We start from the raw sequence: 25444 nt of genomic DNA, 5'->3' as shown, positions 1-25444 counted from the left end.
CAGGCTGATGGCCGTCGATGACGCGGACATTGCGGATGTGGTGATGCTGTCCTTCGAAGACGAGGTGGTTGTCGTACTCGCCCTCGGTACCCTCGCCACGACCAGGCTCGATCAGCACGCGCGCGCCCTGCGGCAGCCACGCGAGTGGGCTTTCGAGTACCACATGCTCGTTTTGTGCGCCGTTCGGAATGGTTTCTACGATGACGTCCATGCCGGCATTGTTCCGGGCCCGCCGCCGGGCGCCGTGAGGAGCGCCTCAATGCGTCTTGACCCAGTACCGCGCGAGCTTAGAACAGTTCGTCGAGCAACTGGTAAAACTGCAGCTTGTCCTCATCGACCAGGGCACGCCCATACGTGTCCAGGAACAGCAAAGCAAACTCTTCACCGTAGTTGCGTCGCAGGCTGCGCACGGCCAGGGCGAGGTCGGCATGCCGGTCGGCGATGCCGGCGCGCCCCACATCGACAAACCCCGCCACGAACTCACCGGCCACGATCACGTTGGGCAGACAGGCGTCGCCGTGGGTGAGCACCAGGTCCTCACGGTCCGGGCGAGTGCGCACCACCTCGCGCAGCACGTCCCGCGCGCGGTGCCCGGCACGCTCCCCGTCGAAGTCGGCTTCGTCGACCAGCCCCAGCCCGACCCGCTCGCGGGCTTCTGCCAGCATGACGCGCAGACTCATGTCGAAAGGACAGTCGCGTACAGGCAGCGCGTGCAGTTCCCGCAAAGCGCGCGCCAGCAGTTCGGTGTTGCGACGGGCGTGCAGCGCCGCGTCGGGATGGCTCATATCGATGCCCCGCAACCGCTCAGTGGCCAGGTACTCGGTGCCGCTTTCCTGGTGATAGGCCACCACGCGTGGAACGGGAATGCGCGACGCCAGCCAGCGCAGACGCTCTTTTTCGGCGAAGAGCGTGCCGTGGATGCGTTTCGGCTGAATTTTCAGCATGAAACGCGAGGAACGCAGCACGCGCGCACCGCTCTCGCCGACCGTGACCTCTTCCCAGCGGGCAGCGGGCAACGTGGCCCTCAGCGCACCGGGCAGCACGAGGCTGCGCGTTTTCAACGACTCGGAATCGCTCACCCGCGCAGCATAGCGAGTCTGGGACAAGCGCGGGAACTTTTTTCGATCGGCGTCCTCCAATAAGGTGAGGAAAGCTTGGAGCACTGGAGCGACGAACAACTGCTCGCCGAAGCACGGCGAAGCGAGGCGGCCTTTGAAGTCCTGATGCGCCGTCACCTGCCACGTGTTCACCTGCTGGCGCACCACCTCGTGGGCCGCGGCGCGGCGAACGATGTGGTGCAGGAGGTGTTGATGAGCGTGCACCGGGGCCTGCGCTCATTTCGCGGTGACGCGCAGTTCTCGACCTGGCTGCACCGTGTTACCCTCAATGCCTGCTACAAGGCGCTGTGGGCCAGGCCGAGCCTGCCACTGGACGACACGCCGGACCTGGTGGCGTCCAGCGATCCGGTGCACGTGGGTGAAATCGCCGATCTGCGGGCCCGGTTGGCCTGGGCGTTCGCGCAATTGCCCGCCGATCAGCGTGAAGCGGTGGCACTGCGTGAACTTTCCAGTCTGGAGTATCAGGAAATCGCTCAGGTGTTGGGCGTGGAACTCGGCACCGTCAAGTCACGCATCTCTCGTGGACGCCAGGCGCTCAGGAAGCTGCTGATCAAGGAGGGAGTCACTCCGTGAAGGGTCCCATGAAACCACAACCGTTCGACGACGAGAACCTGGACGCGCTGTTCGCCGGCGCGCGAACCCTCACGAGCCTTGACGAAGCTGCGGCAGAACGTGCCCTGCGAAGCTGGCGGCAGACCCGCGCGCGCCGCAATGGATGGCGCTGGGCTTCGGGACTGCTGGCCACGGCAGCGATGCTGGGCGGCGTGTTGTATCTGCAGCACGGTCAGACGCTGCCCACGCACGCCGCGTACGAGGTGTACAACCAGGCCAGCGGGGTGGGCTGGTGAGGCGTTTCGCCTGCGGCGTCCTGGCACTGCTGCTCGGCAGCAGCGCCCAGGCCCAGGACCTCGCTTCCTTTCTGGACGCCATGCGCCGTGCGCGGCACCTGGAGGTCCACGGCACCGTCGAGAGCAGCGTCTATTTTCCACCGCGCGGAAACCCGACGCGGCGTGTGCGTACTTTGCCTCGGGTAGAGTTCGTTCCCTGGCTGGTGCAGCGCAACTTCGACCTCAGCGCGGGCACGAACGAGACGCTGGCGGGTCGTGGGGTGGTGCGTTACGACCTGACTCCCAAACGGGGTTCAGCCGACCGCTGGACCATCTGGCTCGACGCCCGCTGGGATGTGCCGCTGGCCTACGAACAGCGTACGTCCACCGGCGAGGTGATCCGGCGTGCCGCCTTCACGCGTGTGCAGGGCAAACCCAGGCGGCGCCTGAACATCATGACCGAGCGCGTCAGTGACCCACCGTTCCGCCAGGCCGTTTTGCGTGGCTTGCCCGGCCTGGCGTTGCCCGAGACTTTCGAGCCGGTGGGCTGTCACGCCAGTGAGACTGGACGCGAAATTCTGCTGTCAGACGGCCTGAACGTGCTGGCGCTCGTGATCGCGCCGCGCGATGTACAAGGTGGCAGCGGCGTGACCTCGCGCCGCGTCGGGCCGTACTACCTGTGGCTGATCGGCAGTCTGCCGCAGGCGCAACTGCGCGACGTCATCGCGCAGGTTCAGGACGTGAAACTCGAAGCGCTGGAATTTTTCGCTCCGCAGGAGGGTGGACGCTGACCCCAACGCGAACTCAAGAAGACGATTCGGAAAGGGTTGCCGCGCGAAAATGTGCCGTGACGCTTTGCAGGGTCCGCTTGAGGTCCTGCAGTTCCTCGACCGAGAGTCCGGTCAGGCAGGACACCTGAGCGGGGACGTGCTCGAGCTGCTGTTTCAGGGCATGACCAGTTGGGGTCAGCGAAATTCGCAGCGTCCGCTCGTCGCGCTCATCACGCACGCGTGAAATAAAGCCGCCCGCTTCCAGGCGCTTGAGCAGGGGCGAGAGCGTACCCGCGTCGAGGACCAGGCGTTCGCTGAGTTGGCGCAGACTCTGGGCGTCGTGCTCCCACAAGGCCAGCATGACCAGGTATTGGGGGTAGGTCAGCTTCACCGCTTCAAGATGCGACCGGTACGCCGCGATCATGGTGCGTGACGTGACGTACAGATCGAGACACAGCTGATCGTCGAGCAAAAAGGTGGTGACGGGGGCCGTTGATGGGTCCAAGGGAGGACACTCTCTTCCTGGCGCCGTACGCCAGCGTGCGCCGGGACGCCGGCGGTACTGGGCTGATTATGGCACGCCGCTCGTGGGCGTGCCCGCTTGACGCGCAATAGTTTGTATGCAAAGTATAGGGCGGAGCTGCCCTCTTGCCCTGTGTGCGGTGACGCCGGACCGGTCGGTTCCCTCAGCATTGGCGTTTCATGACGAGCGGCCGGGTGGTATTGGCCACCGTGTCACAAACGAATGTCAAGGGAAGAGGACAGCGACGCCACCCGAGGAGGACACCATGAGCGAGACCAAAAAACCACCGACCTCAGTCACCGACACCCCCAAAGAGCAGACCCTGACCACCCGCCAGGGGCACCCGGTCTACGACAATCAGAATCTGCGCACCATCGGCAGCCGTGGACCGACCACGCTCGAAAATTACCACTTTCTGGAAAAAATCACCCACTTCGACCGTGAGCGCATTCCCGAGCGCGTGGTGCACGCGCGCGGCGCCGGAGCACATGGTTACTTCGAAACGTACGGCAAGGTCGGTGACGAAAATATCGCCAACTACACGCGCGCCAAGCTGTTTCAGGAAGCCGGCAAGCGCACTCCGGTGTTCGTACGCTTCTCCTCGGTGATTCACGGTGGACATTCACCCGAAACCCTGCGCGATCCCCGCGGCTTCGCGGTCAAGTTCTACACCGAGGACGGCAACTGGGACCTGGTCGGCAACAACCTCAAGGTGTTCTTTATCCGTGACGCCATGAAATTCCCGGACATGGTGCATGCCTTCAAACCCGACCCCGTCACCAACGTGCAGGACATGGGGCGCTTTTTCGACTTCATCAGCAATACTCCGGAAGCGCTGCACATGGTGACCTTCCTGTTTTCGCCCTGGGGTATTCCTGCCAACTACCGCCAGATGCAGGGTTCGGGCGTGAACACCTACAAGTGGGTCAATCAGGACGGCGAAGGGGTGCTCGTCAAATACCACTGGGAACCCAGGCAGGGCATCAAGAACCTCACGCAGGAGGAAGCCGAGGCCATTCAGGCCAAGGACTTCAACCACGCCACCCTGGACCTCTACAAGGCCATCGAGCGCGGCGAGTTTCCGGAGTGGGAGCTGTGCGTGCAGATCATGTCTGACGGCGAGCACCCGGAACTCGACTTCGATCCGCTCGACGCCACCAAGCTGTGGCCCGAGGACCGCTTTCCTTTCCTGCCCGTGGGCCGTATGGTACTTGACCGCAACGTGGTCGACTACCACGCCGAGGTCGAGCAGGTGGCCTTCGGGACGGGTGTGCTGGTCGACGGGCTGGACTTCAGCGACGACAAGCTGCTGCAGGGCCGCACCTTCTCGTACTCGGACACCCAGCGATACCGGGTGGGGTCGAATTATCTGCAGCTGCCCATCAACGCCCCCCAAAAGCAGGTGGCCACCAACCAGCGTGGCGGGCAGATGGCCTACCGCGTGGACCTCGCGCTCGGTCAGAATCCGCACGTCAACTACGAACCGTCCTCGCTGGGGGGTTTGCGTGAAGCGAAAAGCGCGGGCAAGGACCACACTCCGACCGTGCAAGGTCCCCTGGTCCGCCAGAAGATCGCACGGCAGAACAACTTCCAGCAGGCCGGTGAACGCTACCGGCTCTTCAGCGACTTCGAACGTGATGAGCTGATCAAGAATCTGGTCGGTGCCCTCAAGGACGCCCGTGAAGACATTCAGGAGCGCATGGTGTTCCTGTTCTCACAGTGCGACGAGGACTACGGCCGCCGCGTGGCAGAGGGCCTGAGCCTGGATGTCCAGAGCGTCAAGGACAAGCAGGACCAGGCGGTCAGCCAAGCCGAAGAGCAAGGACACGAAGCGCAGCCGTACTGATCATTTGGACGTAAAGCGAGCGGCGCTCTGAATATCAGAGCAGGGGAAGTGAACCTCGGCTTCCCCGCTCACATGTCTCATTTTGTCCGTTCGGCGCGCCGTCGTACAAGACAGGAAGCGCCTGGCACGCTGGCGCGTCACGCGCGACTGGCGTCTGGATCTTCTCCGTCAACGTAGTCACCGGTGTCGGGTGCATTCTCAAGTTCGACTTTCGGCTTCGAGCGTGCGAGGCGTTCCTCGAAGCGGCTCATGGCACTTTCGAGGTCATCACGCGCCGCACCGCCGAAGTCCTGAGGAGAAGCAACGCCGCCTGGGTAAACGCGCTCACGGTATATACACAAAGCGCGGGCCAACAGGAAAGTTTCGTGTTCCATCAGCGCTGCACCGTTCCCGGGCGCCTCGCCGAGCTTCTCGATGGACGGCGGAACAGGCACCGGGCGGGCAATGGTGCCGATCAGTTGCTGCACCCAGCCGCGAAGCTCGGGACCAAAGTCCGGGAAAAGCGTGATGGCGGACTCGAGCAGGTTGAGCGCTTTGTTCTCGGGGTGCAGGGTCGCGAAGTCCATGCCTCATGCTAAGAACGCCGTGCGGCAGCATTCTCTAGGTTAAGGATCCCTGAAATGGCCATGTCAATATTTCACAAAATCACATTTGCCCGTGATGTTTTTAGCGTAATATGAGCGCACTGGAACAGGAGCGCCGTGAGCGTGCTCGCCCGCAGTTTCCAGCTTGCCCTAGAGGCTCAAAGCTTGATCGCAAGAAAGTCCTGCCTCGCGCGAGGCAGGACTTTCTTCTCATCATCCTGTGCGCTGCGTATATCCGCACGGCCACAGTTCCCGACACAGCGCTGTCCCACCAGGGCGTGTATCCTGCGTTCACTGCATGAGCACGCCAACGAACAGCCCACAAGAGCGACTGGTCAGCCCGAACTTCATCACGGACGTGATCGACGCCGACGTGCAGTCCGGACGCGTTACGCAGGTCGTCACGCGTTTCCCACCCGAACCCAACGGATACCTGCACCTCGGCCACACCTACGCCAGCTTTCTGGACTTTCAACTCGCCAAAGATTACGGTGGCCGCTATCACCTGCGTCTGGACGACACCAACCCTGAAGGTGAATCCGAAGAGTATGCCCAGGGTATCGCGCGTGATCTTCGCTGGTTGGGGTGGGATTGGGGTGAGCATCTCTACTACGCCAGCGACTATTTCGAGCAGTACTACGCCTACGCGCAGGAACTGATTCAAAAAGGGCTGGCCTACGTCGACAGCGTCAGTGGGGAGGAGATGGCCCGGCTGCGCGGCACGGTCGATACGCCCGGCACCCCGAGTCCCTACCGGGAACGCAGCGTCGAAGAGAACCTGGATCTGTTTCGTCGCATGCGTGCGGGAGAATTTCCGGATGGTGCCCACGTGCTGCGCGCCAAAATCGATCTGGCGAGCCCGAACTTCAAGTTGCGCGACCCGGTGCTCTACCGGATTCTGCGTGCCCATCACTACCGTCAGGGCGACGCGTGGTGCATCTATCCCCTGTACGACTTTCAGCATCCCCTGCAAGACGCCATTGAAGGTGTGACCCACAGTCTCTGCTCGCTCGAATTCGTGGACAACCGCGCCATCTACGACTGGCTGATGGAACACCTCTTCGCCAATCGGCCGAGGCCGCATCAGTACGAATTCGGCCGGCGAGCACTGGAGTACACCGTGGTCAGCAAACGCAAACTGCGCAAGCTGGTCGAGGGTGGCCATGTCAGCGGATGGGACGATCCCCGCATGCCGACCATTGCCGCGCTGCGCCGCCGGGGGGTCACGCCTGAAGCCGTGCGCCGCTTTGCCGCCGGCATCGGCGTCAGTCGCACCAACCGCACCGTGGACATCGCAGTGCTGGAACACGCCATCCGGGATGACCTCAACACCCGCGCTCCGCGCGTGATGGCCGTACTGCGCCCCCTGCGGGTGGTCATCGAGAACCTCCCAGAGGGTGATGGGCAGAAGGTGAGCCTGCCATACTGGCCGCACGACGTGATCAAGGAGTCACCCGACGGGCTGGTGGCCCTTCCCTCCGGCGAACGGGTTCCGCCGGAGCAGGCCGTGCGTTTCGCGCGCCTCACGCGTGAAGTGTTCATCGAGCAAGAAGACTTCGCCCTCACGCCATCACCGGGTTTCAAGCGTCTTTCGCCGGGCGGACGGGTCCGGCTGCGGGGCGCGGGCGTCATCGAGTGCCAGGAAGTCATCCAGGATGATGCGGGCGAGGTGAACGAACTGCGCTGCACGCTGCTGCCCGAGACCGAAAATGCCAAAGGCGTGATTCACTGGGTCAGTGCTTCACAGGCGCTGAGGGCCGAGTTCCGCCTGTACGACCGCCTGTTCACGGTACCCAGCCCTGAGGAGGGTGCAAGTGACATCGAGCCTCAGGACGGTGAAATCAGCGATGCCAGCCTCGGCCCGGTTGACACCGACTTCCTCGCTTACCTCAACCCCGACAGCCTGCACATCCTGCACGGCTTCGTCGAGTCCAGCGTCCTGCACGACCCGATGGACACCCGCTACCAGTTCGAGCGTACCGGGTACTTCTGGCGCGACCCAACCGAGAACGTGCAGCGCCCGTCGGGGGCGCCACTGGTCTTCAACCGCATCATCACCCTGCGTGACTCGAAGCCCCGCGAAGAAAGCGCGCCAGACAGCAAAAACAGAAACAGCAGGTCCGAGCGGACCCGCCCCCCGCAACCCGCCAGCGCGGGCGCCGCTCCGCTCCTGACGCCTCAGCAACAGGCAATATATTCTGCCTGGCGCGAACGGGGCACCGGGGACGCCGAAGCGCTGGTGCTGGCCCGTGAAGCGACGTTGGCCGCCTGGTTAGAAGAAGCCGCCGTCCACGCTTCCGTCAGCGTGGGAATTCTGGCGGGTTGGGTGGTCAACGAGCTTGGCAGCGCCCTGCGCGACGGCAGCAACCGAATCTCCCCCGCCGCACTCGCGCAGTTGGTCGCCCGCCTCCAGGACCAGACCATCACGGCCCGCATCGCCAAGGAGGTGCTGGCCCAGGCCCAACTGTCGGGCGAGGACCCGGTGCAGATCGTGGAGCGTGAAGGACGTCGCACGGTCAGCGACCGCGCCACGCTGATGGCCGTGGTTGACCGCGTCATGGCCGACTCACCTGACAAGGTTCAGGCTTACCGCAGTGGCCGCACCGGCCTGATCGGCTTTTTCACCGGTCAGGTCATGCGTGCCACAGGCGGCCAGGCCGACCCTCAGCGGGTCGCTGAACTGCTCCACGAAAAGCTGGACACCTGAGTGCATTCTCGGTTCATGGAGAGCGCCGGGCCGCTGTGCCCGGCGCTCTCCATGAAAACTGATGAAGGCGGCGTTCACAGTGTCAGTCGGGGCTGTCAGTGGGGCCGCACCAAGCGGGCAGCTTTCAGAACGCCTGAGCCGCAAAGGCTGTCCGGTCGGCGGGCAGAAGGCTCATCTTGGGAAGAGCTTTTTCTTTCAATGTTGCGCTAAAGAAAAATGGACGCCCCGCGCGGCGGCGTTCACGAAACCAGATGTCGGGCCGCATTCCGGCCTTTTACGCTGGGTCATGGAAGTCATGATTCTTTGCGAGGCTGGGAACTTCGAGCATGGCGTGCCGGGTCATGTCGTGGAGAGTTCGCTGGGTTGGCTGAAAACAGGTGATTCGGTGGGGTTTCAGGTGGCGCAGAACGGAACCACCTGGGTCCAGCACCACGGCCATGACTACCAGTTCGCCTTGCACGGACTGTCCGATGTGGTCGAAGAAAAACAGGTGTTTCTGCTCGCCATTGTCAATTGACCCGGCCAAGGGAGCTTCAGGCGCTGCCCTTCTCCGTGAAAACGGTTGACCGTGTTTCGTCCGCTCATCCGGCGGCGCTGGGCTCAAGCCGATGGTTGTGTGGCTCCCCGAATGAACGGTAGTTGAGCTGTTCTGTACGGTAGGTGCGCAAGAGACCCTCAAAGGTCGCCTCTCCCCCCTGGCAGACCTGCTCGATTTCGCTCATAATCACACTCCGACCGGCCAGGTGTAGGGACAGGAGCTGCAGCAACTCGGTCAGTGCCTGCTGCTCAGCTTCGTTCAAAGCGAGTCGGGTACCGAGCAGTTCCCTACTTCCGTTGCCAACCGGGCGTTCACGCCATCCAACCACATGACTGTACTTTACTCAACGTTCACCCGCCTCACCTGACAGCGTCATGACCAATCGTTGACTTTTTACTCATGACGCACGGGCTGCTCCGTGTTTCTGCACGATGAGGGCGGTTTCTGGTCGCGCTTCAACGCGCTTCTCGCAGATCGAGGACCCGCTTGAGTTTGCCACCCTCGCTGCGCGGCACCGTGCCCACTTCGCACAGCTCGCAGCTGATGCTGATACCAACGCTGTCCCTGACGCGCCGTACCACTTCCTGCGACAGAGAAGCGTCGCGCCGTGCGCTTTCGATGCGCAGTTGCAGCTCGTCCATCAGGCCGGTGCGGGTCAGTACGATCTGGTAGTGCGGCGTGAGTTCCTCCAGTTGTGCCAGCACCGCTTCCAGCTGGCTGGGGTAGACGTTCACGCCCCGCAAGATGATCATGTCATCCACCCGGCCCTGAATGCGGTCCATTCGCCGCACGCTGCGTCCGGTGCTGTTTTCACCGGTCAGCAGTCGGGTGATGTCGCCGGTCCAGTAGCGCAGCACGGGCATCGCCGTGCGACTCATGGAAGTCAGGACCAGTACACCCAGCTCGCCGTCGGCCACGTTGAGGCCCGTTTCGGGATCGACGATTTCGGGATAGAAGTGGTCTTCCCAGAGGTAGCTGCCGCGCTGTTCGGTCACGTCCTCGTTGCTGACTCCAGGCCCGATGATCTCGCTGAGACCATAGATGTTGGTGGCCTTGACCCCGAGCTTCTGCTCGATTTCACGCCGCATGCCTTCCGACCACGGTTCGGCGCCCAGAATCGCGTACTTCAGGCGGGTGGTGCCAGGCGCGTGGCCCCGTCTGCTCAGCGCTTCAGCGAGCACCAGCGCGTAACTGGGCGTGCAGGCGATGATCTCAGGCTCGAAATCCTCGATCAGGGTGACCTGCCGCTCGGTCATGCCGCCCGAGACCGGCACGGTGGCGAGGCCCAGACGGTCGGCACCTCCATGCAGTCCCAACCCGCCCGTGAAGAGTCCGTATCCGTAGGCGTTGTGAAAGACCATCCCCGGTCGGGCACCGGCTGCATACAGGCTGCGTGCCACCACCTCGGAAAAGACTTCCAGGTCATTTTCGTCGTACCCGACGACGGTGGGTTTTCCGGTGGTACCGCTCGACGCGTGAAAGCGCCGGATGTCCTCACGCGCCGCGCTCAGAAGCCCGAAGGGGTAGTGGTCGCGCAAATCCGCCTTGCGGGTGAAGGGCAGGCGCGCGACGTCGGCCAGGGTCCGGAGTTCCCCAGGGTTCATGCCGACCTCGCCAAGGCGCCGACGATAAAACGGCACCTTCTCGTGCACGCGCGCGACCGTGTCCTGCAGGCGCTGCAGCTGTAATTCCCGCAGTTGCGCGAGGGGCATGCTTTCAGCGGTCGGGTTGAACATGTTTCCTCCAGAAGAAGCAACTTCTGAACTGCGCCTGGACCGTACTTACCCCTGCGTCCGCTCGACCAGCGTCAGGATCGAGTAGGTCGCCACAAGCTGATCATGCTGGTTGGTGATGTCGACTGCCCACTCGACCACGCCGGTCGGCCGCTCGCCGGGACGCGTGTCCTTGGCGGTCTTGCTTTTGACGGTCAGACGCGCACGGATGGTATCACCGATGCCCACGCTCTCGATGAAACGCAGATGCTCCAGGCCGTAATTTGCCAGCACTGGGCCAGGAGCCGGGCTGACGAACAGGCCGGCAGCGGCGGACACCAGAAAATACCCGTGCGCGACGCGGCGCCCGAAAATCGAGTCGCGCGCGGCAATCTCGTCGGTGTGGGCATAGAAGGTGTCACCGCTGACGTTGGCAAAGTTCACCAGATCCGTCTCGGTCACGGTGCGGCGGTGGGTCAGCAAGGAATCACCCACCTGCAGCTGCTCGAAATGCTTGCGAAACGGGTGGACGGCGTCCTCGCTGACCTGCGCGCCACGCACATACTCGCCCGTCAGCGCCATCAGGGTGGTGGGATCGGCCTGCAGGGCAGTGCGCTGCAGATAGTGCTTGACGCTGCGCAGCCCTCCCAGTTCCTCTCCTCCACCCGCGCGGCCCGGCCCGCCGTGCTTGAGCTGTGGCAGCGGAGAGCCGTGGCCGGTGCTTTCCCCCGCGTTGTCGCGGTTGAGCATCAAGACCCGCCCGTGCGCGCTGGCCAGCCCGAAGAAAAGCGAACGGGCTTCGGTGCGGTCATAGGTGACAATGCTGGCCACCAGGCTGCCACGTCCGCGCCGCGCCAGCGCGCTGGCTTCCTGTTCGCCCTCGTAGGGCATCAAGGTCACGACCGGCCCGAAGGCTTCGAGTTCGTGCGGCGCGTTGGCCGTCAGTGGCCGCTCGCACAGCAGCACGGTCGGGGCCATGAAACCGCCCTTTTCCCAGTCACCGCCCCGCAACTCGGGCACCTCGCCGCCCACCACCAGCTCGGCCTCACCGCACAGGGCTTCCACGACCTTGCGGGTTTCGTTACGCTGATGCGCGCTCACCAGTGGACCCATGCGCACATCCTCGCGCGAAGGGTCACCGAGGGTCACTCCCGACAGTCGCGTCCGCAAGGCTTCCACCACCTCTCCGGTCACGCTGCGTGGCACGATCACCCGCCGGATGGCCGTACACTTCTGCCCGGCCTTGGAGGTCATTTCGCCCGCCACCTCACGCACGAACAGGTCGAATTCGGGGTCGTGCGGACGCACGCTCTCCCCCAGCACGATGCAGTTGAGCGAATCGGCCTCGGTGTTGAAAGGAATGCTGCGCGCCACGATGTTCGGGTGAACTTTCAGGCAGCTTGCGGTGGCCGCCGAGCCCGTGAAGGTCACCAGGTCCTGCTCCTCGAGGTGATCGAAGAGATCGCCCGTACCGCCGCAGATCAGCTGCAAAGCGCCTTCGGGCAGCAGACCCGACTCGGTGATGGCGCGCACGACCGCCTCGGTCAGGTACGCGGTCTGGGTGGCCGGCTTGACGATGGCCGGCACACCCGCGATGAAGTTGGGCGCGAATTTCTCCAGCATGCCCCACACTGGAAAGTTGTAGGCGTTGATGTGCAGCGCCACCCCCTCGCGTGGTACGAGCACGTGGCGTCCCACGAACGACCCTCCCTTGGAGAGCTGCTCGACCTCGCCTTCCAGCAGGAAACGCTCGTTGGGCAGCTCGCGCCGCGCGATGCTGGAGTAGCTGAACAGCGCGCCGATACCGCCTTCGATGTCCACCCAGCCGTCACGCCGGGTGGTGCCGGTGTGAAAGGAGAGCTGGTAAAAGGCTTCTTTGCGCTCCAGCAGGTAGCTGGCCAGGGCGCGCAGCATGCGGGCACGGTCGTGAAAAGTGGTGCGCGAGAGGTGCCGGCAGCCGGTTTCGCGTCCGTAGCGCAGCACCTGCGCAAAATCGATGCCGTCACTGCTGACCCGCGCGAGGGGCGCGCCGTACACGGCGTCGAGCACTTCGGTACCGCCCTGGCCGTGGATCCATTGACCGTGCACGAAGCTGGCCAGCGACCGGGCGGATGAAGGAGGAGAAGTTGTCATGTTGCTTCCTTTCAGGCTTCAGGCGAGGAGCGTGGGCGTCCGAAGGGCAGGACCCGCACGGGAAACGAGCCGGCAGAGTCTACCTGAGCCTACCCGGTCCGAAATCACCCAGGAAGCAGCACTTCCGGGCGACATTTAACTGGCCTCTCCAAGCGCTTCCTAACATTAGTTAGGATGATTTAAGCAGGGCCCGTCACCGGTGTCAACGCGCTTGTCTGGCAGCCGAACGTCAGACTGCGTCTGCCAGAGGAGCAGGCATGAACGAATACCCGCACATCGCCGGTGTGCACTTGCCCCAGGTGCCCGACGCGCACCCAGTCGAACTCGTCTTCGACGACCTGACGCTGGGAGGCTATCTGCTCGAAGCGTGGACCTCACAGCGGGCGTTGCTGCTGCTGCACGGCTGGGGCGAAGATGCCTCCAGCCATCTGCATGCCGCGCGTTTTTTTCGTGAGCGTGGCTTTCACGTCCTCACGCTGTCCCTGCGCGGCTCACGAGGCTCAGGGGGCTGTGACGACTACGGCCTGCGGCAGCCTCACGACACCATCCGGGCACTGAACTGGCTTCAGGCACGCACCGGGGCCCAACAGCTGTATCTGTACGGCTTTTCGCAAGGCGGTCTGGTGGCGCTGCTCACCCTGGCGCAGGGCGCCCCGGTCACGGCCACCGCCGTCCTGAACGCGCCCACGGACGTTAAGGATTTTGCGCGCACCACGAGCTTCTCTTTTGTCACCCGTTACCTCGAAGCAGTCTGCGCCGACGGCCTGTGGCAGGAACGCTCGCCGCTGCATCAGGCCGGGCGGATTCGCGCGCCCGTACTGATCGTCGCGTCGACTGCCGACCGGCAGGTGCGGCCTGAGCAGAGCGCCAGGCTGCACGCCCTCCTGCCCGGCAGCACGTTGAAGACCCTGCCCGACGAAGACCACCTGCCCGGCGAAACGGTTCTGCGCGAAGTCTGGGAAGCAGTCGCCCGCTTCTACGACGCGTCCTCTCTCCGTTGACGCGGCACACCCCCAGCCCGACATACCCTCAGCTCGACTCAGAGCGGCAGTAACGGCGGCTGCGTCCGCAGCACCGCGTGAATTTTCTTGGCCACCGCCCGCACCTTGCGCTTTTGTTGCGGGCGCAGTCCGTTGAGCGGTGAGGCGATGAACACGGCCGGATCGTTGCGCAGGGCCTGCATCAGCTCGGGGCGGCCGGCCAACAGCACGTCGGCGCGCGACAGGAGTTTCACCAGTTCACCTTTCAAGAGAGGTGTAGTGTACTACCTTCAGGCCGCCAGGGCGTAAAGATGACGGCCGCGACCGCGAGACGCGCCGATCCTGACCACCGTGCGAATCAGGTAGCCGTCGGCGGCCAGTTCCTGCGCCACGCGCTGGGTGGCGCTGCTGCTGGCCCCCAGCGCCTGCGCGATCTGCTCGGAGGTCAGCGGCCCGATGGCCGACAGCAGCCGCAGGACACGCATGGTCAGGTCGCCGTCCGGCTGGGCATGCAGCCGCAAGAACAGCACGTCAAGCCGGTCTTCTCCCTGGCGCGTCAAAAAGTACAGATCGCCACGCCGAACCAGATACCCGACGGCGACGGCTGCGAGGAGCGCGTCGCGCCCACCGGGCACCACACCGTACAAGGCCTGCGCGCTGCAACCATGCGCGCAGGCGCGACTGAGCAACGCGTATTCCAGGGCCTCGTGGACGAGGGGGCCAAATTGAGCCTCGGTCATGCCCCAGGGTACGAAACAGCTTCTTGCAAGGTTCTTACGAAGCAGATAAAGGCCCGTCGGCGGGGCCAGGCGGGCAGCAGCCAGACCAGCAATTTATTGGGGGCGCAGCAAGCCGATCAACTGCGACAGCCGTTGTCCTGACAAGGACACGGCTGCGCTCAGCACAAAAAAAGCCAGCGGTACCAGCAGGCTGGCCGACCACAGCGGACCCCGCTCGATTGGACGCGTTTCACGCACCCGCAGCCAGGCCGCCGCACCCCACAGCGCGGCGAGCGCCACTACAAGCGCTGCCAGGCCCGCTGCCAGTGACACCCGCGCGCTGGAGGCACTTTCCTGCAGCAGTTGCTCGAAGACGGGACTGGAGAGCAGCAATGCAGCCAGCCCCAGTGACAGCGAGTTGTTGAGCACGTGCATTCCTACCCCGGTCCAGAAACTGCCGGAAAACTGCACTGCCCGCGCGATCACCCAGCCCAGGGGCAGCACGGCCAGCACTTGTGCCGGCACGCCGTGAATCAAGGCAAAAAGCAGGCTGGTCCACAAGGCCGCCATCAGTGGCGATCGCCGCCGCTCGTAACCGGTCAGCCCGAAGCCCCGAAAAACCCATTCCTCGACAAAGGGTATCAGCAGTCCGCCGCCGATCAGGACCAGCAGCACGCCGCCGCCCTGCAGAAACTGCAGATTGTACTCCTGCAAAGCCTGGGAGCTGCCCGGCCAAACCGCCTGCAAAAACACCGTGAAGGCACGCGAGGCGACAAAACCCAGACCAAACGCGCCCAGCATGGTGAGCAGGTCGGGGGGGGTGCGCCATCGGTGATGCTGGCGCAGTTCACGCCACGCTCCCGGAAACATCAGCGGCAGGAGGATGATCAGCAGCAGCCCTTCGATCACCAGAATCGCGCCGATGGACAGGCGGAAAACCAATCCCAGCAGCAGTTGCAGTCCCGCCGAGAACAGCAGGTACAGCAACATCGCGCGGTTGGCGGTCACGGGATTGAGGTGGGACAGTTCGGGGGCAGCGGAAGGCAAAGAGGCGCCGGACTCGGACGTCATGCCGCCAGCCTAACCGAGGACCGGGCAAACGGCGTCATAGCCGAAAAGACCAAGCGTGGAATCATCCTTGCCACGCTTGGTCTTCTTCCCGTTTCAGGCTCCCAGCACGGCAATGGCGCGCGTGAGCATCTCGTCGGTGATCTGGTGATGCAGCACGAAACGCACGGTGTCCGGTCCCAGCGCATTGGCTTTCACGCCCTGCGCGCTCCAGGCGTCGACCCGGGCCTGCGCGCCCGGGACGGTCGCGTACACCATGTTGGTCTGCACACTGCTCAAATCGACCGAGAATCCGGCGTTGACCAAAGCCTGCGCCAATTCACGGGCACGGCGATGATCGTGTGTCAGTCGGGCGGGCCCTTCGCGCAGGGCCAGCAGGCCGGCGGCCGCCAGCATCCCTGCCTGGCGCATACCCCCACCCATCATCTTGCGGTACCGGTGAGCGCGCCCAATGAATTCGCGTGATCCGACCAGCACGCTGCCCACCGGCGCACCGAGCCCTTTGGAAAGGCACAGACTGACCGAATCGAAGGGACGGGTGATCTCGGCCAGCGGCACACCAAGCGCGACGGCGGCGTTCATCACCCGCGCGCCGTCAAGGTGCAGGGGAATTCCCTCAGAGTTCGCCACCTCGCGCACCCCGTGAATGACCTCCAGGGGTACGACCGTTCCGCCCGCCTTGTTGTGGGTATTTTCCAGTACGATCAGGCCGGTGGGGCTCTGGTGAATCGAGCGGCGCACACCCGCCCGGACGCTTTCGGGCGCCGGTACTCCGGCCGGCGCAGGCACGAAACGCGGCACAACGCCCGAGAAGGTCGCCATCATGCCGAGCTCCCACTCGTAGACGTGCGCTCCCTCGGGCACGATCACTTCCTGGCCGCGCTGCGTGTGCACGGCGATGGCCACCTGATTGGTCATGGTGCCGCTCGGCATGAACAGACCGGCCTCGAAGCCCATGAGTTCAGCGGCCTCCGCCTGCAACTGGTTCACCGTGGCGTCTTCACCGTACACATCGTCGCCCACGACGGCCTGCGCCATCGCGCTGCGCATGCGCTCGTCGGGCACCGTGACGGTATCCGAGCGCAGGTCAATGGCCTGGCTGGAAAGCCGAGTGCGTGATGCTTCTGTGTCAAGCTGCGTCATGAAGTAAAGACTAGCGCGCAGCCCGCGACGAATTGAGGCCCGGACGGGGTTCCGGAAAAGCGGGCGCCTCCGGTGAAGGTATGCCGCTTGACGTATTGAGCCGGCGCAGCAGGCCCGTTAAGGTGAACAGGTCCCGACCAGGTTTCCTGGGGGAAGGCCCGCCGTCCTCGTAGGAGTGAAGCTGCATGACCGAACGCCGCTGACCGAACGCAACAGTTGAACGTTCGTTTCTCTCCGAGAGGAGGTCAGCGTGGTCATGCACGGTGTTTCCGTAAAACGTGTCGCCAAGCAATTTGGCGACCACAAGGTATTCGAAGGCGTGTCGCTTGAGCTGAGCGCGGGCGACAAAGTTGCCCTGATCGGTGCGAATGGCAGCGGGAAAAGCACATTGCTGCGTCTGATGGCGGGCACGGAACGGCCCGACGTGGGCAGCGTGCACACGTCCGGGCGGGTGGCACTGCTGGGCCAGCATGCCGAGCGCGTCGCAGGAACCGTGCTGGAAGCGGTGACACCACGGGAGCTGCTCACTGCCCGCGCCGTCCTGGAAAAAGCGCAGGACCGCCTCACCGACCCCACGTCCGCGCACCTGGAGGCGTTCTCGCTTGCCGAAGAGCATTACCGGGTACTGGGCGGCTACGACTTCGAGGGACGCGCGGCGGCCGTCCTTGCTGGTTTGGATCTGCGCGCTGAATTGAGTACTGCTGAACTCTCGGGCGGTCAGGGACGCCGGGTCATGCTGGCGGCGTTGCTGCTCTCTCGTGCCGAGGTGTGGCTTCTGGACGAACCGACCAACCACCTCGACACGGAAAGCCTGGCGTGGCTGGAGGCGTGGGTGCGCGCTTCTCCTGCGGCAACCCTCGTCGTGTCACACGACCGGGCTTTTCTCGATGCGACCGTGACGCGCGTGGCAGAGCTGGAGCGCGGGCAACTCCACGAGTTCAGGGGCAATTACTCCGAGGCGATGGCGGTCAAGCGTACGCTGCGCGAAGCGCAGGAACGACAGTACGAAGCACAGGAACGCAAACGTACGGCCCTCACCGAGGAGATGCAACGGCGGCAAAGCAAGGCCCGCAGCGCGAACACCTACAACCCGAGCCGTGCGTCCGACGGCGACAAGCTGCTCGCAAAGGGCAAGGCGCAAAACGCCCAGAACGTGAACGCCTCGCGGGCCAAAGCCCTGGAAAAGCGGCTGGAGCAGATGTGCGTGCTGAAGAAACCCTATCAGGAACGCGCACGCGTGGAGGTGCCACTGCCCGGTGTGCCGCCCGGACCCTCGGACGTGCTGCGCGTGGAGCGTCTTGGCCTCACCCGCGGCGAGCGAGTGCTGTTCACCGACCTCAGCTTCACCTTGCGGCGCGGAGAGAAGCTGGCCCTGAGGGGTCCGAACGGCAGCGGCAAGAGTTCCCTGATCGCCGCCCTGCTGGGCCAGCTGACACCGACGACGGGCAGCGTGGTCACCGGTCATGGCCTCAGCGTGTACTGGGCCGGGCAGCATGGCGAGGAGCTGCACGGGTATCGCACCCAGGACGAAGCCTTGCGCGCGGCACAACCGGCGCTTCGTACCCAGGACCTGCACCACCTGCTGGCCCGGCTGGGCTTGCCACCCCAACCGGATTTTGTGCTGAGCGGGCTTTCGGGGGGTCAGCATACGCGTCTGTCTCTTGCACGCCTGGCCGTGACGCGCGCGTCCCTGCTGATACTGGACGAGCCGACCAATCACCTGGACCTGGAAGCCATCGGCGCGCTTGAGGAATTGCTGCGCGAGTACCCTGGCACGGTGCTGTTCGCGTCGCACGACCGCAGGCTGGTCGAAAAGGTGGCCACCGGTATCCTCACGCTCCCCACGGGCGAGGTGCGTTGAATCCGAGGCAGCCGGGGGCTGTGATCTTCGGACACTGTCCGGCTTGCATCCGGTTGGCCACGAACTGCAGGCTACACTGCGCGCATGTTTTCGACTTCTTCCTGTTTCGTTTTCTGTTATACTGACCCGAGGTGGTTACGCTGATAGCAGAAATCGTGAGTGTAGGGACCGAGTTGCTGCTCGGAGAAATCACCGACACCAACGCGGCCTTCCTGGCCAGCGAACTCAAGTCACGCGGCGTGACCTTGTATCACAAAAATGTCGTCGGAGACAACCTGGGGCGTATCGTCGACACCCTGCGTCTCGCGCTGTCACGCGCCGACCTGGTCATCGTCGGCGGCGGTCTCGGCCCCACCGACGATGACCTGACGCGTGAAGCCATCGCCGAGGTCGCAGGAGAAACCCCCACCATCGACGACGAGCAGCTGCGGCACGTCCGCGGCCTGTTCGAAAACCGCGGGCGCAGCTTTCCAGATGCCAACCGCAAGCAGGCCTGGCTGATTCCCAGCGCCCAGGTGCTGCCCAATCCGGTGGGCACCGCACCCGGCTGGTTCGTGCGGCAGGGCGGCAAGATCATCGTGGCCCTGCCGGGTCCGCCGCGCGAAATGCAACCGATGTGGCGTGAACAGGTGGTGCCACGGCTGGAATGGCCGGCCAGAGCCTTGTGGTCCACCACCCTGCACACCTGGGGTCTCGGCGAGAGCCACATTGCCGAATTGCTGGGCCAGCTGACCACGCTGGCCAATCCTTCAGTGGCCACGTATGCCCGTCGGCACGGCGTGGACGTCCGGGTGGCTGCAAGCGCGCAGACCCTTGCCATTGCCGAGCAGCTCGCCGCGCCTACCCTGGAGCAGGTGCAGTCGGCGCTGAGTGAATCCATTTATGGCCGCGACGGAGAAATGCTGGCAGCCAACGTGGCACGCCGCCTCAAGGCCCGGGGCGAAAGCGTTGCCAGCACCGAGCTTGGCAGCGCCGCCCTGACGCACCAGCTGGCTTTGCAAGGCTTTTCGGGTGGCACGGTCGTCGGCAGCGAAACATCCGGACCGTTTGATGAGCAAACCGCCCTGCAGCTGGCCCGGCAGGCCAGAACGCAATTTCATGCCGACTGGGGCGTGGCGAGCATGGTAGGTGACTCCAGCGTGGTGGCGCTCAGCGGTCCCCTGGGTGAACGCAGCCTGTGCCTCGACTGGCCTGCCGAGCGCTCCCTGGTGGCCGAACGCGCCGCATCCTCGGTCCTGATGCTGATGTTGCAGCAGCTGCGCGAAGTCGAGCGCCAGCCCGAGAAGGTGAACGCGTGAGGCTCTTTTACGCCGTGAAAGTGCCGGACCGCGTCGCCGGCGAGCTCGCACCCGTTCAGCAGGAACTGCGGGGGAGCTGGCGCGCCGTGCGTCCGGACCAGTTCCACATCACCCTGGCCTACCTGCCCGACGTGCCCCAGGAAGCCCTGGACCACCTGCGCGAGGTCGGGCGCGAAGCCGCACGTGAGGTGAGTGCCTTTTCCCTGCGGGTGCGGGGAAGCGGCTACTTTCCGAACGAAGGCAGTCCACGGGTCTGGTTCGTGAAAGTCGAAGCTCCCCAACTCGACGACCTCGCGCAGCAGGTGCGCTCGCGCCTGAAGGTTCCCTTTGACGACAAGCCCTTCAAAGCGCACATCACCCTGGCCCGCAAGAAAGGCCCCGCGCCGCGCGTAGCGCCCAGGCAATGGGACGATCTCGCCTGGGACGTGGCGGACTTCTCGCTGGTCCACAGCACGCTGACCAAGGCTGGGCCGATCTATGAAGCCGTCCGGACGTTCAAGCTCACCGGCTCACCAAAAGTCACCGAGCGCGAACTCCCCGACGCCCACTGAAGCTGCCGCAACCGTCCTTTCACTCACCCCACCCGCCCCGGAGGCACTTATGGATAAGGAACGTTCAAAGGCCATCGAAACGGCCATGAGCCAGATCGAAAAGCAGTTCGGCAAAGGCTCGATCATGAAACTCGGTGCCGAAACCAAGCTCGACGTGCAGACCATCTCGACGGGCAGCCTGTCCCTCGACGTCGCCCTGGGCGTGGGCGGCATTCCGCGTGGCCGCATCACCGAAGTCTATGGCCCCGAATCGGGTGGCAAGACCACCCTGGCGCTCTCGATTGCTGCCCAGGCCCAGAAGGCGGGCGGCACGGCCGCCTTCATTGACGCCGAACACGCCCTCGACCCGGTGTACGCCCGCGCGCTGGGCGTCAACACCGAAGAGCTGCTGGTGAGCCAGCCGGACAACGGCGAGCAGGCGCTGGAAATCATGGAACTGCTGGTACGCAGCGGCGCGATTGACGTGGTGGTGGTGGACTCGGTCGCGGCCCTGACACCCCGCGCCGAAATCGAAGGTGAGATGGGCGACAGCCTGCCCGGTCTGCAGGCCCGCCTGATGAGTCAGGCGCTGCGTAAACTGACGGCGGTACTCAGCAAAACCGGGACTGCTGCCATTTTCATCAATCAGGTGCGTGAAAAGATCGGCGTGATGTACGGCAACCCGGAAACCACCACGGGAGGCCGGGCCCTCAAGTTCTACGCCTCGGTGCGCCTCGACGTGCGCAAGATCGGTCAGCCCATGAAAAGCGGCAATGACGCGGTCGGCAACACCGTCAAGATCAAGGTCGTCAAGAACAAGGTCGCCCCACCCTTTCAGGAAGTCGAACTGGCCCTGATCTTCGGCAAGGGCTTCGATCAGCTCAGCGACCTCGTGACGCTGGCGAGCGACCTCGAAATCATCAAGAAGTCGGGCAGCTTTTACAGTTACGGCGACGAGCGCATCGGTCAGGGCAAGGAAAAAGCCACCCAGTACATCGGCGAACGCCCCGAGATGGAGCAGGAGATTCGTGACCGTGTGCTGGCGGCCATCCGCGAAGGGCGCAATCCGACCCTGATCAGCCCTCCTCCGCAAGGGGATCCGGTCGGCGAAGCGTAAAACGCAGCCTGACAACAGCAGCGGCCCACTCTGTGTGGGCCGCTGCTGTTGTCTCATGAGGCGGCGCACCAAAAAAAGCTCGTACTGCACGCACACCGAACGGCACCAATACCGTTTGTAAGAAACTCGTGAGACCGAATGTGATTTTTTATATACAGCCGCGCGCAAGAGCGTGGTACCCACACTCACGTCACAGTCTGCTGTTTCTGGCCCACAACCAGAGCGCTCTCCCCTGAGTCACGCTTTGTTGCGGCGTGGCGTTCAGATGAGCTGCATTTTTCTTGCCGTCGACCCCGCGAAAGGTGGTTCAGCCATGACCGCACAACCCCATTCACCCGACTCCACCATTTCTGCTGGTCAGGGCGCCCCTGACGCCACCTTACGCCGCTATGAATTTCAGGTACTCGGACACCTGCTCGGCCGCAAAGAGAATGTGCAAGGCATCGCCCTGGCGGTCGGGCTGTCCCTCGCCCAGGCTCAGCAGGTCTGTCAAGCGCTGTGTGCGCAAGGCAAGATCAGCGTCACCACGGAGGGCGCTGAGCAGATCTACAAGGTGGCTTCACCCCCACGCTGACCTGAGCGCTCAACGCTCTTCAGTCTTCCAGTGGGCGTCGCGTTTTTCCAGAAACGCACTGACTCCTTCTCGCAGATCATCCGTGGTCCGTGTCCAGGCATTCACGCCCACCGCGTAACGCAGCGCCTCGGCGAGGCCCATGCCCGGAACGAGCGAGAGCATCTCCTTGGTGGTTGCCAGCGCCGTGGGGGAATTGCGGCTGATCTCGGCGGCAAGCGATAAGGCGCGCGTCAGCGCTTCGCCGTCGGCCACCACCTCGCTCACCAATCCCATACGCCACGCCTCGGGCGCCGACACCAGCTTGCCGGTCAGGAGCAGCTCACGTGCGTGCTTTTCTCCCACCACCCGCAGCAAAAACACCATCACAATGGCCGCCACGAACCCCAGCTTGACTTCGGTATAACCGAATTTCGCATCTTCTCCGGCCACAATCAGGTCACACACCGACGCCAGACCCGCGCCGCCCGCGACAGCCGCGCCCTCCACCGCCGCGATGACCGGTTTGGGATACGTATAAATGGTCTGCAACAAGTCTGCCAGCCGGGCCGAGTCCGCCTTGTTCGCCTCGCTGGAAGCGCCGCCCAAATCGGACAGCGCGCGCAAATCGGCACCCGCACTGAAAGCCTTGCCCGCACCAGTGATGACAATGGCGCGCACTCCCGCCTCATCACGCAAGGCAGCGAACAGCACCTGAAGTTCGGTGACCAGCTCGGCAGAAAGGGCGTTGCGCACATCGGGCCGGTTGAGTTGCAGCAGGCACACGTCAGCATGACGCGTGGACAAAACATTCGACATGCGACGACTGTACCGCCTGGGAACGCCAAGGGTCACCCTGGCTGCACACCTGATGAGGCCGTCGACTGCCTTTTCCCCGACAACTTTGGTCCCAAACGACCCACCGTCCATCACGCTGGTGCGTGAAGACTTTCTCAAGGTCACATTTGCTGGTCGACCTTTTGCTAGCATGATTTTTCGGAGGACCAACATGCCAACGTACCTCTACAAAGGCTTGGAAAGCGGCGAAATCTACGAAATCAAACAGAGCATGAAAGACGCAGCCCTGGAATCGCACCCCGAAACGGGCGAAAAAATCAAACGAGTTCTGGCACGGCCGGGCATCGCCTTCAGAGGCTCAGGCTTCTATGTAACGGACAACCGTCCTAAGGAAAGCACCGGCGCGGCCAGCTCGGACTGAGCGCCACAACGCGCCCCGGGCGGGGCAACACGCGAGTGCAGTGAAAGGATCTTGGTGGGGAAAACGAACTTGAAGCTGTGGCGGCGCCTGGCCTTGATGGGGAGCCTTGCCGCCGTCGCCAGCCTCGCCTACGTTTCCGGGCGCGTCAGTGCCCAGCGAGCCCTGATCACCCCCGACGAGATCAACACCGTCGAAGTTACTTCCAGCGCGCTCAAGGCGGTGGTCCGGGTTGACGTGCGCATTCCGAAAGCGCAGCTGCAACCCGGCGAAGACCCCATCGAGACCGGCTCGGGATTTTTCTACAAGCCCAACCTGATCATCACCAACTACCATGTGGTGCAGTACCAGGAAAGCATCACCGTCACGCTGTACGACGGCCGGACCGTCAACGCCCGCCTGGAAGGCGTAGACCCCGGCATCGACGTGGCCATCTTGCGGGTGAGCGGCGTGAACGCTCCCAAAACACTGCAGTTCGGATCGAGCGCCCAGCTGATTCCCGGACAGAAGCTGATGGTCATCGGCGCTCCATTCCGCTATCAGAATTCCATCTCCACCGGCATCTTCTCCACCACGGCCCGCACTCCACCCCCCGGTGAGGATATCGGCCTGGAAATTCCCAGCATGCTGCTCACCACCGCCAGCATCCAGTTCGGGAACTCAGGCGGCCCGGTGCTCAATTCACGCGGCGCGGTCGTCGGCATCGCCGACGCGAACCTGTCCAGCAACAACCTGGCGCCAGGGCTGATCGGGCTGGCCGTGCCTTCCGATCTGGTAGCGCAGAGCGTCGAGGACCTCGAAAAGGTTGGCGTACCCCAGCGGGGCACCCTCGGGGTCAGCCTGGTGGACCTTGGAAACCTCGATCCGGCCTTCCGGCGTGGTGTCGGACTGACCAGCAGCGAAGGCGCACTGGTAGACGAAGTTCCCGCCGGATCGACCGGAGCGCGTGCCGGGCTGCGTGGCTCACTGCGCAACGCGCAAGGACAATTGGTCACCCTGGGAGACGTAATCGTCTCGGTGGACGGCAACCGGGTACGCAGCCAGTTCGACGTGATTCGCCTGGTGGCCTCCAAACGCCCTGGGGAGTACATCACGTTGAAGGTCTGGCGCAACAAACGCGAGGTCAACGTCCGGGCACAACTCCTGAAACGCACCCTGCAGTAAAACCACCTCACGACGCCCGCACTGCTTTTTGGCACCGTGCGGGCGTCGCCCTGTCACAATAACGGCGTGTCCCTGATTCGTCCCGCCACGCCGCAAGACGCGCGCCGTCTGGTGGAACTGCTCAGCCCCACGCGTCCACGGCCCCTGACCCTCGAAGAATTTACCCGGCAGGAATCCGAATGGCCCGCCCCGCAATACCGTCAGCGCTGGGTTCTCGAACAGCACGCCACGCTCGTGGGGACTGCCCAGCTGTTCTGGTGGCCGTTCATCGCAAAAGACGCGCTGCAGGGCAGCGTCGTCGTCTCGCCAGACCACCGAACGCAAGGACATGGCTGCAGGCTGCTCGCGCACCTCGAAGAAGTCGCGCACTCGCGCCGCACCACACGGTTACTGGGCAACATCCTCGATCAGGATGACACCTCCCGCAACTGGGCCGAACGTCACGGCTACCGCGAAGACATGCACCGTTTCGCCTCCGAGCTGCCCTTAGGGAGCTTCGATTGGGACGCTTTCGCCCCACAGCTGGCGCAGGTACAGGCGCGCGGCGTCACCTTCCAGACCATGCAGCACGCCGACGCGGAAGAGTGGGCGCGCTTCGACGATTTCGCTGCCGACCTGCTGAGCCAGACACCCGACCTGCAGGGTCTGCCCCGCTGGACCAGCGAGCAGGTTCGCCTGGAATTCCAGACGCGTCCGGTTTCACGCCCCGACTGGATCTGGATTGCCCGCAATGAATCGGGAACGTGGCTTGGACTGACCGCCCTGGCGCAGTTTCCCGACCTGGTTTATAACAGCTTCACCGGCGTCATCGCCCCAGCACGCGGTCAAGGCCTCGCACGCGCCCTCAAGCTGCTGGCCATTCAGGCGGCCCGCCAGGAAGGTGTCACGCGCATGCGCACCAACAACCTGTCCATCAATGCGCCCATGCTGGCCGTGAACCACGCGCTGGGTTTCGAGCAGCTCCCCGGTCACTGGGTGATGACGCGCGATCTTCCTGCGCCGCCACCGCTCACCTGAGGCTTTCGTGAAATCGGCTAGGA

General features: G+C 63.9%; 27 protein-coding genes (1 of these 27 cut by a window edge). 15 read left to right on the top strand and 12 right to left on the bottom strand.

Annotated elements, in window-relative coordinates; translation table 11 throughout:
* Together DEIPE_RS13290 and DEIPE_RS13285 are read right to left on the bottom strand one after the other, a co-directional pair.
* On the bottom strand, positions 1-211 hold the 5' portion of the coding sequence (locus DEIPE_RS13290) for a hypothetical protein (protein ID WP_015236488.1). It extends 38 nt beyond the left edge of the window; only the first 211 of its 249 coding nucleotides appear in the window; it begins with the start codon at positions 209-211; the stop codon falls past the left edge of the window.
* Between the two features lie 76 nt (positions 212-287).
* Entirely contained in the window at positions 288-1079 is a 792-nt protein-coding gene (locus DEIPE_RS13285; protein WP_015236487.1) for an APH(3') family aminoglycoside O-phosphotransferase, read from the bottom strand.
* 75 nt (positions 1080-1154) lie between these two features.
* On the opposite strand from DEIPE_RS13285, the gene DEIPE_RS13280 reads away from it, so the two are divergent.
* Genes DEIPE_RS13280 through DEIPE_RS13270 form a run of 3 tightly spaced genes read left to right on the top strand, consistent with a single transcriptional unit; the run spans position 1155 to position 2736 of the window.
* On the top strand, positions 1155-1691 hold the full coding sequence (locus DEIPE_RS13280) for an RNA polymerase sigma factor (protein ID WP_015236486.1): 537 nt from the start codon (positions 1155-1157) through the stop codon (positions 1689-1691).
* An 8-nt stretch (positions 1692-1699) separates the two neighbouring features.
* Positions 1700-1966: a hypothetical protein gene (locus DEIPE_RS13275; protein ID WP_041231540.1), complete on the top strand. Its 267-nt coding sequence runs from the start codon at positions 1700-1702 to the stop codon at positions 1964-1966.
* The gene (locus tag DEIPE_RS13270; RefSeq protein WP_015236484.1) at positions 1963-2736 is read left to right on the top strand and encodes a hypothetical protein; all 774 of its coding nucleotides are present in this window, start codon (positions 1963-1965) and stop codon (positions 2734-2736) included. Before DEIPE_RS13275 ends, DEIPE_RS13270 begins: the two co-directional genes overlap by 4 nt.
* A gap of 13 nt (positions 2737-2749) precedes the next feature.
* Here the strand turns inward: DEIPE_RS13270 and DEIPE_RS13265 are convergent, their stop codons facing one another.
* Entirely contained in the window at positions 2750-3220 is a 471-nt protein-coding gene (locus DEIPE_RS13265; protein WP_015236483.1) for a MarR family winged helix-turn-helix transcriptional regulator, read from the bottom strand.
* 283 nt (positions 3221-3503) lie between these two features.
* Between DEIPE_RS13265 and DEIPE_RS13260 the strand changes: the two genes are divergently transcribed.
* A complete protein-coding gene (locus DEIPE_RS13260; protein ID WP_015236482.1) occupies positions 3504-5084 on the top strand; it encodes a catalase in 1581 nt (526 codons plus the stop codon).
* 137 nt (positions 5085-5221) lie between these two features.
* On the opposite strand, the gene DEIPE_RS13255 is transcribed toward DEIPE_RS13260, so the two are convergent.
* Positions 5222-5650: a hypothetical protein gene (locus DEIPE_RS13255; protein WP_015236481.1), complete on the bottom strand. Its 429-nt coding sequence runs from the start codon at positions 5648-5650 to the stop codon at positions 5222-5224.
* A 316-nt stretch (positions 5651-5966) separates the two neighbouring features.
* On the opposite strand from DEIPE_RS13255, the gene DEIPE_RS13250 reads away from it, so the two are divergent.
* Together DEIPE_RS13250 and DEIPE_RS24065 are read left to right on the top strand one after the other, a co-directional pair.
* Complete coding sequence (locus DEIPE_RS13250) at positions 5967-8375, top strand: glutamine--tRNA ligase/YqeY domain fusion protein (protein WP_015236480.1); 2409 nt, start codon at positions 5967-5969, stop codon at positions 8373-8375.
* 61 nt (positions 8376-8436) lie between these two features.
* The gene (locus DEIPE_RS24065; RefSeq protein WP_157448869.1) at positions 8437-8892 is read left to right on the top strand and encodes a hypothetical protein; all 456 of its coding nucleotides are present in this window, start codon (positions 8437-8439) and stop codon (positions 8890-8892) included.
* A gap of 64 nt (positions 8893-8956) precedes the next feature.
* On the opposite strand, the gene DEIPE_RS13240 is transcribed toward DEIPE_RS24065, so the two are convergent.
* The 3 genes from DEIPE_RS13240 to paaZ all read right to left on the bottom strand — a co-directional run bounded on the left by DEIPE_RS13240 (position 8957) and on the right by paaZ (position 12758).
* Complete coding sequence (locus tag DEIPE_RS13240) at positions 8957-9175, bottom strand: hypothetical protein (protein ID WP_041230902.1); 219 nt, start codon at positions 9173-9175, stop codon at positions 8957-8959.
* Between the two features lie 193 nt (positions 9176-9368).
* Complete coding sequence (locus tag DEIPE_RS13235; RefSeq protein WP_015236477.1) at positions 9369-10649, bottom strand: AMP-binding protein; 1281 nt, start codon at positions 10647-10649, stop codon at positions 9369-9371.
* Between the two features lie 45 nt (positions 10650-10694).
* On the bottom strand, positions 10695-12758 hold the full coding sequence (paaZ, locus tag DEIPE_RS13230; RefSeq protein WP_015236476.1) for a phenylacetic acid degradation bifunctional protein PaaZ: 2064 nt from the start codon (positions 12756-12758) through the stop codon (positions 10695-10697).
* A gap of 257 nt (positions 12759-13015) precedes the next feature.
* Here paaZ and DEIPE_RS13225 point away from each other — a divergent pair, with 257 nt between their 5' ends.
* Positions 13016-13759 carry an alpha/beta hydrolase family protein gene (locus tag DEIPE_RS13225; RefSeq protein WP_015236475.1) on the top strand — a complete coding sequence of 248 codons (744 nt, stop codon included), beginning with the start codon at positions 13016-13018 and terminating at the stop codon, positions 13757-13759.
* 38 nt (positions 13760-13797) lie between these two features.
* On the opposite strand, the gene DEIPE_RS13220 is transcribed toward DEIPE_RS13225, so the two are convergent.
* From DEIPE_RS13220 to DEIPE_RS13205, 4 genes are all read right to left on the bottom strand, one after another.
* Entirely contained in the window at positions 13798-14007 is a 210-nt protein-coding gene (locus tag DEIPE_RS13220; protein WP_041230901.1) for a hypothetical protein, read from the bottom strand.
* A gap of 21 nt (positions 14008-14028) precedes the next feature.
* Complete coding sequence (locus tag DEIPE_RS13215; RefSeq protein WP_015236473.1) at positions 14029-14478, bottom strand: MarR family transcriptional regulator; 450 nt, start codon at positions 14476-14478, stop codon at positions 14029-14031.
* A 93-nt stretch (positions 14479-14571) separates the two neighbouring features.
* On the bottom strand, positions 14572-15528 hold the full coding sequence (locus tag DEIPE_RS13210; protein ID WP_015236472.1) for a CPBP family intramembrane glutamic endopeptidase: 957 nt from the start codon (positions 15526-15528) through the stop codon (positions 14572-14574).
* A 93-nt stretch (positions 15529-15621) separates the two neighbouring features.
* The gene (locus DEIPE_RS13205) at positions 15622-16668 is read right to left on the bottom strand and encodes a threonine aldolase family protein (RefSeq protein WP_015236471.1); all 1047 of its coding nucleotides are present in this window, start codon (positions 16666-16668) and stop codon (positions 15622-15624) included.
* A 256-nt stretch (positions 16669-16924) separates the two neighbouring features.
* Between DEIPE_RS13205 and abc-f the strand changes: the two genes are divergently transcribed.
* From abc-f to DEIPE_RS13180, 5 genes are all read left to right on the top strand, one after another.
* The gene (abc-f, locus tag DEIPE_RS13200; protein WP_157448868.1) at positions 16925-18529 is read left to right on the top strand and encodes a ribosomal protection-like ABC-F family protein; all 1605 of its coding nucleotides are present in this window, start codon (positions 16925-16927) and stop codon (positions 18527-18529) included.
* A gap of 155 nt (positions 18530-18684) precedes the next feature.
* Positions 18685-19827, top strand: coding sequence for a CinA family nicotinamide mononucleotide deamidase-related protein (locus DEIPE_RS13195; protein ID WP_157448867.1), 1143 nt, complete (start codon positions 18685-18687; stop codon positions 19825-19827).
* Positions 19824-20378, top strand: a complete 555-nt coding sequence (thpR, locus tag DEIPE_RS13190) for an RNA 2',3'-cyclic phosphodiesterase (RefSeq protein ID WP_015236468.1) — start codon at positions 19824-19826, stop codon at positions 20376-20378. Before DEIPE_RS13195 ends, thpR begins: the two co-directional genes overlap by 4 nt.
* Positions 20379-20427: 49 nt before the next feature.
* Entirely contained in the window at positions 20428-21474 is a 1047-nt protein-coding gene (recA, locus tag DEIPE_RS13185; protein ID WP_015236467.1) for a recombinase RecA, read from the top strand.
* Between the two features lie 313 nt (positions 21475-21787).
* Complete coding sequence (locus DEIPE_RS13180) at positions 21788-22048, top strand: hypothetical protein (protein WP_015236466.1); 261 nt, start codon at positions 21788-21790, stop codon at positions 22046-22048.
* A 9-nt stretch (positions 22049-22057) separates the two neighbouring features.
* Here DEIPE_RS13180 and DEIPE_RS13175 read toward each other — a convergent pair whose 3' ends face one another.
* Positions 22058-22843: an enoyl-CoA hydratase/isomerase family protein gene (locus DEIPE_RS13175; protein WP_015236465.1), complete on the bottom strand. Its 786-nt coding sequence runs from the start codon at positions 22841-22843 to the stop codon at positions 22058-22060.
* A gap of 190 nt (positions 22844-23033) precedes the next feature.
* Here DEIPE_RS13175 and DEIPE_RS13170 point away from each other — a divergent pair, with 190 nt between their 5' ends.
* The 3 genes from DEIPE_RS13170 (at position 23034) to DEIPE_RS13160 (ending at position 25421) form a co-directional block, all read left to right on the top strand.
* A complete protein-coding gene (locus DEIPE_RS13170) occupies positions 23034-23243 on the top strand; it encodes an FmdB family zinc ribbon protein (RefSeq protein ID WP_015236464.1) in 210 nt (69 codons plus the stop codon).
* A gap of 69 nt (positions 23244-23312) precedes the next feature.
* Positions 23313-24404, top strand: a complete 1092-nt coding sequence (locus DEIPE_RS13165) for a S1C family serine protease (RefSeq protein WP_245557537.1) — start codon at positions 23313-23315, stop codon at positions 24402-24404.
* A gap of 66 nt (positions 24405-24470) precedes the next feature.
* Positions 24471-25421, top strand: a complete 951-nt coding sequence (locus tag DEIPE_RS13160; protein WP_052326704.1) for a GNAT family N-acetyltransferase — start codon at positions 24471-24473, stop codon at positions 25419-25421.
* Positions 25422-25444 lie beyond the last annotated feature (23 nt).

The organism is Deinococcus peraridilitoris DSM 19664 (assembly GCF_000317835.1).
In the GTDB taxonomy this organism is placed as follows: domain Bacteria; phylum Deinococcota; class Deinococci; order Deinococcales; family Deinococcaceae; genus Deinococcus_A; species Deinococcus_A peraridilitoris.
This window is presented reverse-complemented; position numbering and strand designations above follow the sequence as displayed.

Excerpts from the sequence above, each read along its gene's own strand:
- DEIPE_RS13205 (WP_015236471.1), bottom strand. The coding sequence starts at position 16,668 with ATGACGCAGCTTGACACAGAAGCATCACGCACTCGGCTTTCCAGCCAG.
- DEIPE_RS13275 (WP_041231540.1), top strand. The coding sequence starts at position 1,700 with ATGAAACCACAACCGTTCGACGACGAGAACCTGGACGCGCTGTTCGCC.
- DEIPE_RS13235 (WP_015236477.1), bottom strand. The coding sequence starts at position 10,649 with ATGTTCAACCCGACCGCTGAAAGCATGCCCCTCGCGCAACTGCGGGAA.
- DEIPE_RS13180 (WP_015236466.1), top strand. The coding sequence starts at position 21,788 with ATGACCGCACAACCCCATTCACCCGACTCCACCATTTCTGCTGGTCAG.
- DEIPE_RS13215 (WP_015236473.1), bottom strand. The coding sequence starts at position 14,478 with ATGACCGAGGCTCAATTTGGCCCCCTCGTCCACGAGGCCCTGGAATAC.
- DEIPE_RS13170 (WP_015236464.1), top strand. The coding sequence starts at position 23,034 with ATGCCAACGTACCTCTACAAAGGCTTGGAAAGCGGCGAAATCTACGAA.
- DEIPE_RS13250 (WP_015236480.1), top strand. The coding sequence starts at position 5,967 with ATGAGCACGCCAACGAACAGCCCACAAGAGCGACTGGTCAGCCCGAAC.
- abc-f (WP_157448868.1), top strand. The coding sequence starts at position 16,925 with ATGCACGGTGTTTCCGTAAAACGTGTCGCCAAGCAATTTGGCGACCAC.
- DEIPE_RS13260 (WP_015236482.1), top strand. The coding sequence starts at position 3,504 with ATGAGCGAGACCAAAAAACCACCGACCTCAGTCACCGACACCCCCAAA.
- DEIPE_RS13210 (WP_015236472.1), bottom strand. The coding sequence starts at position 15,528 with ATGACGTCCGAGTCCGGCGCCTCTTTGCCTTCCGCTGCCCCCGAACTG.
- DEIPE_RS24065 (WP_157448869.1), top strand. The coding sequence starts at position 8,437 with ATGAAGGCGGCGTTCACAGTGTCAGTCGGGGCTGTCAGTGGGGCCGCA.
- DEIPE_RS13175 (WP_015236465.1), bottom strand. The coding sequence starts at position 22,843 with ATGTCGAATGTTTTGTCCACGCGTCATGCTGACGTGTGCCTGCTGCAA.
- recA (WP_015236467.1), top strand. The coding sequence starts at position 20,428 with ATGGATAAGGAACGTTCAAAGGCCATCGAAACGGCCATGAGCCAGATC.
- paaZ (WP_015236476.1), bottom strand. The coding sequence starts at position 12,758 with ATGACAACTTCTCCTCCTTCATCCGCCCGGTCGCTGGCCAGCTTCGTG.
- DEIPE_RS13225 (WP_015236475.1), top strand. The coding sequence starts at position 13,016 with ATGAACGAATACCCGCACATCGCCGGTGTGCACTTGCCCCAGGTGCCC.
- DEIPE_RS13255 (WP_015236481.1), bottom strand. The coding sequence starts at position 5,650 with ATGGACTTCGCGACCCTGCACCCCGAGAACAAAGCGCTCAACCTGCTC.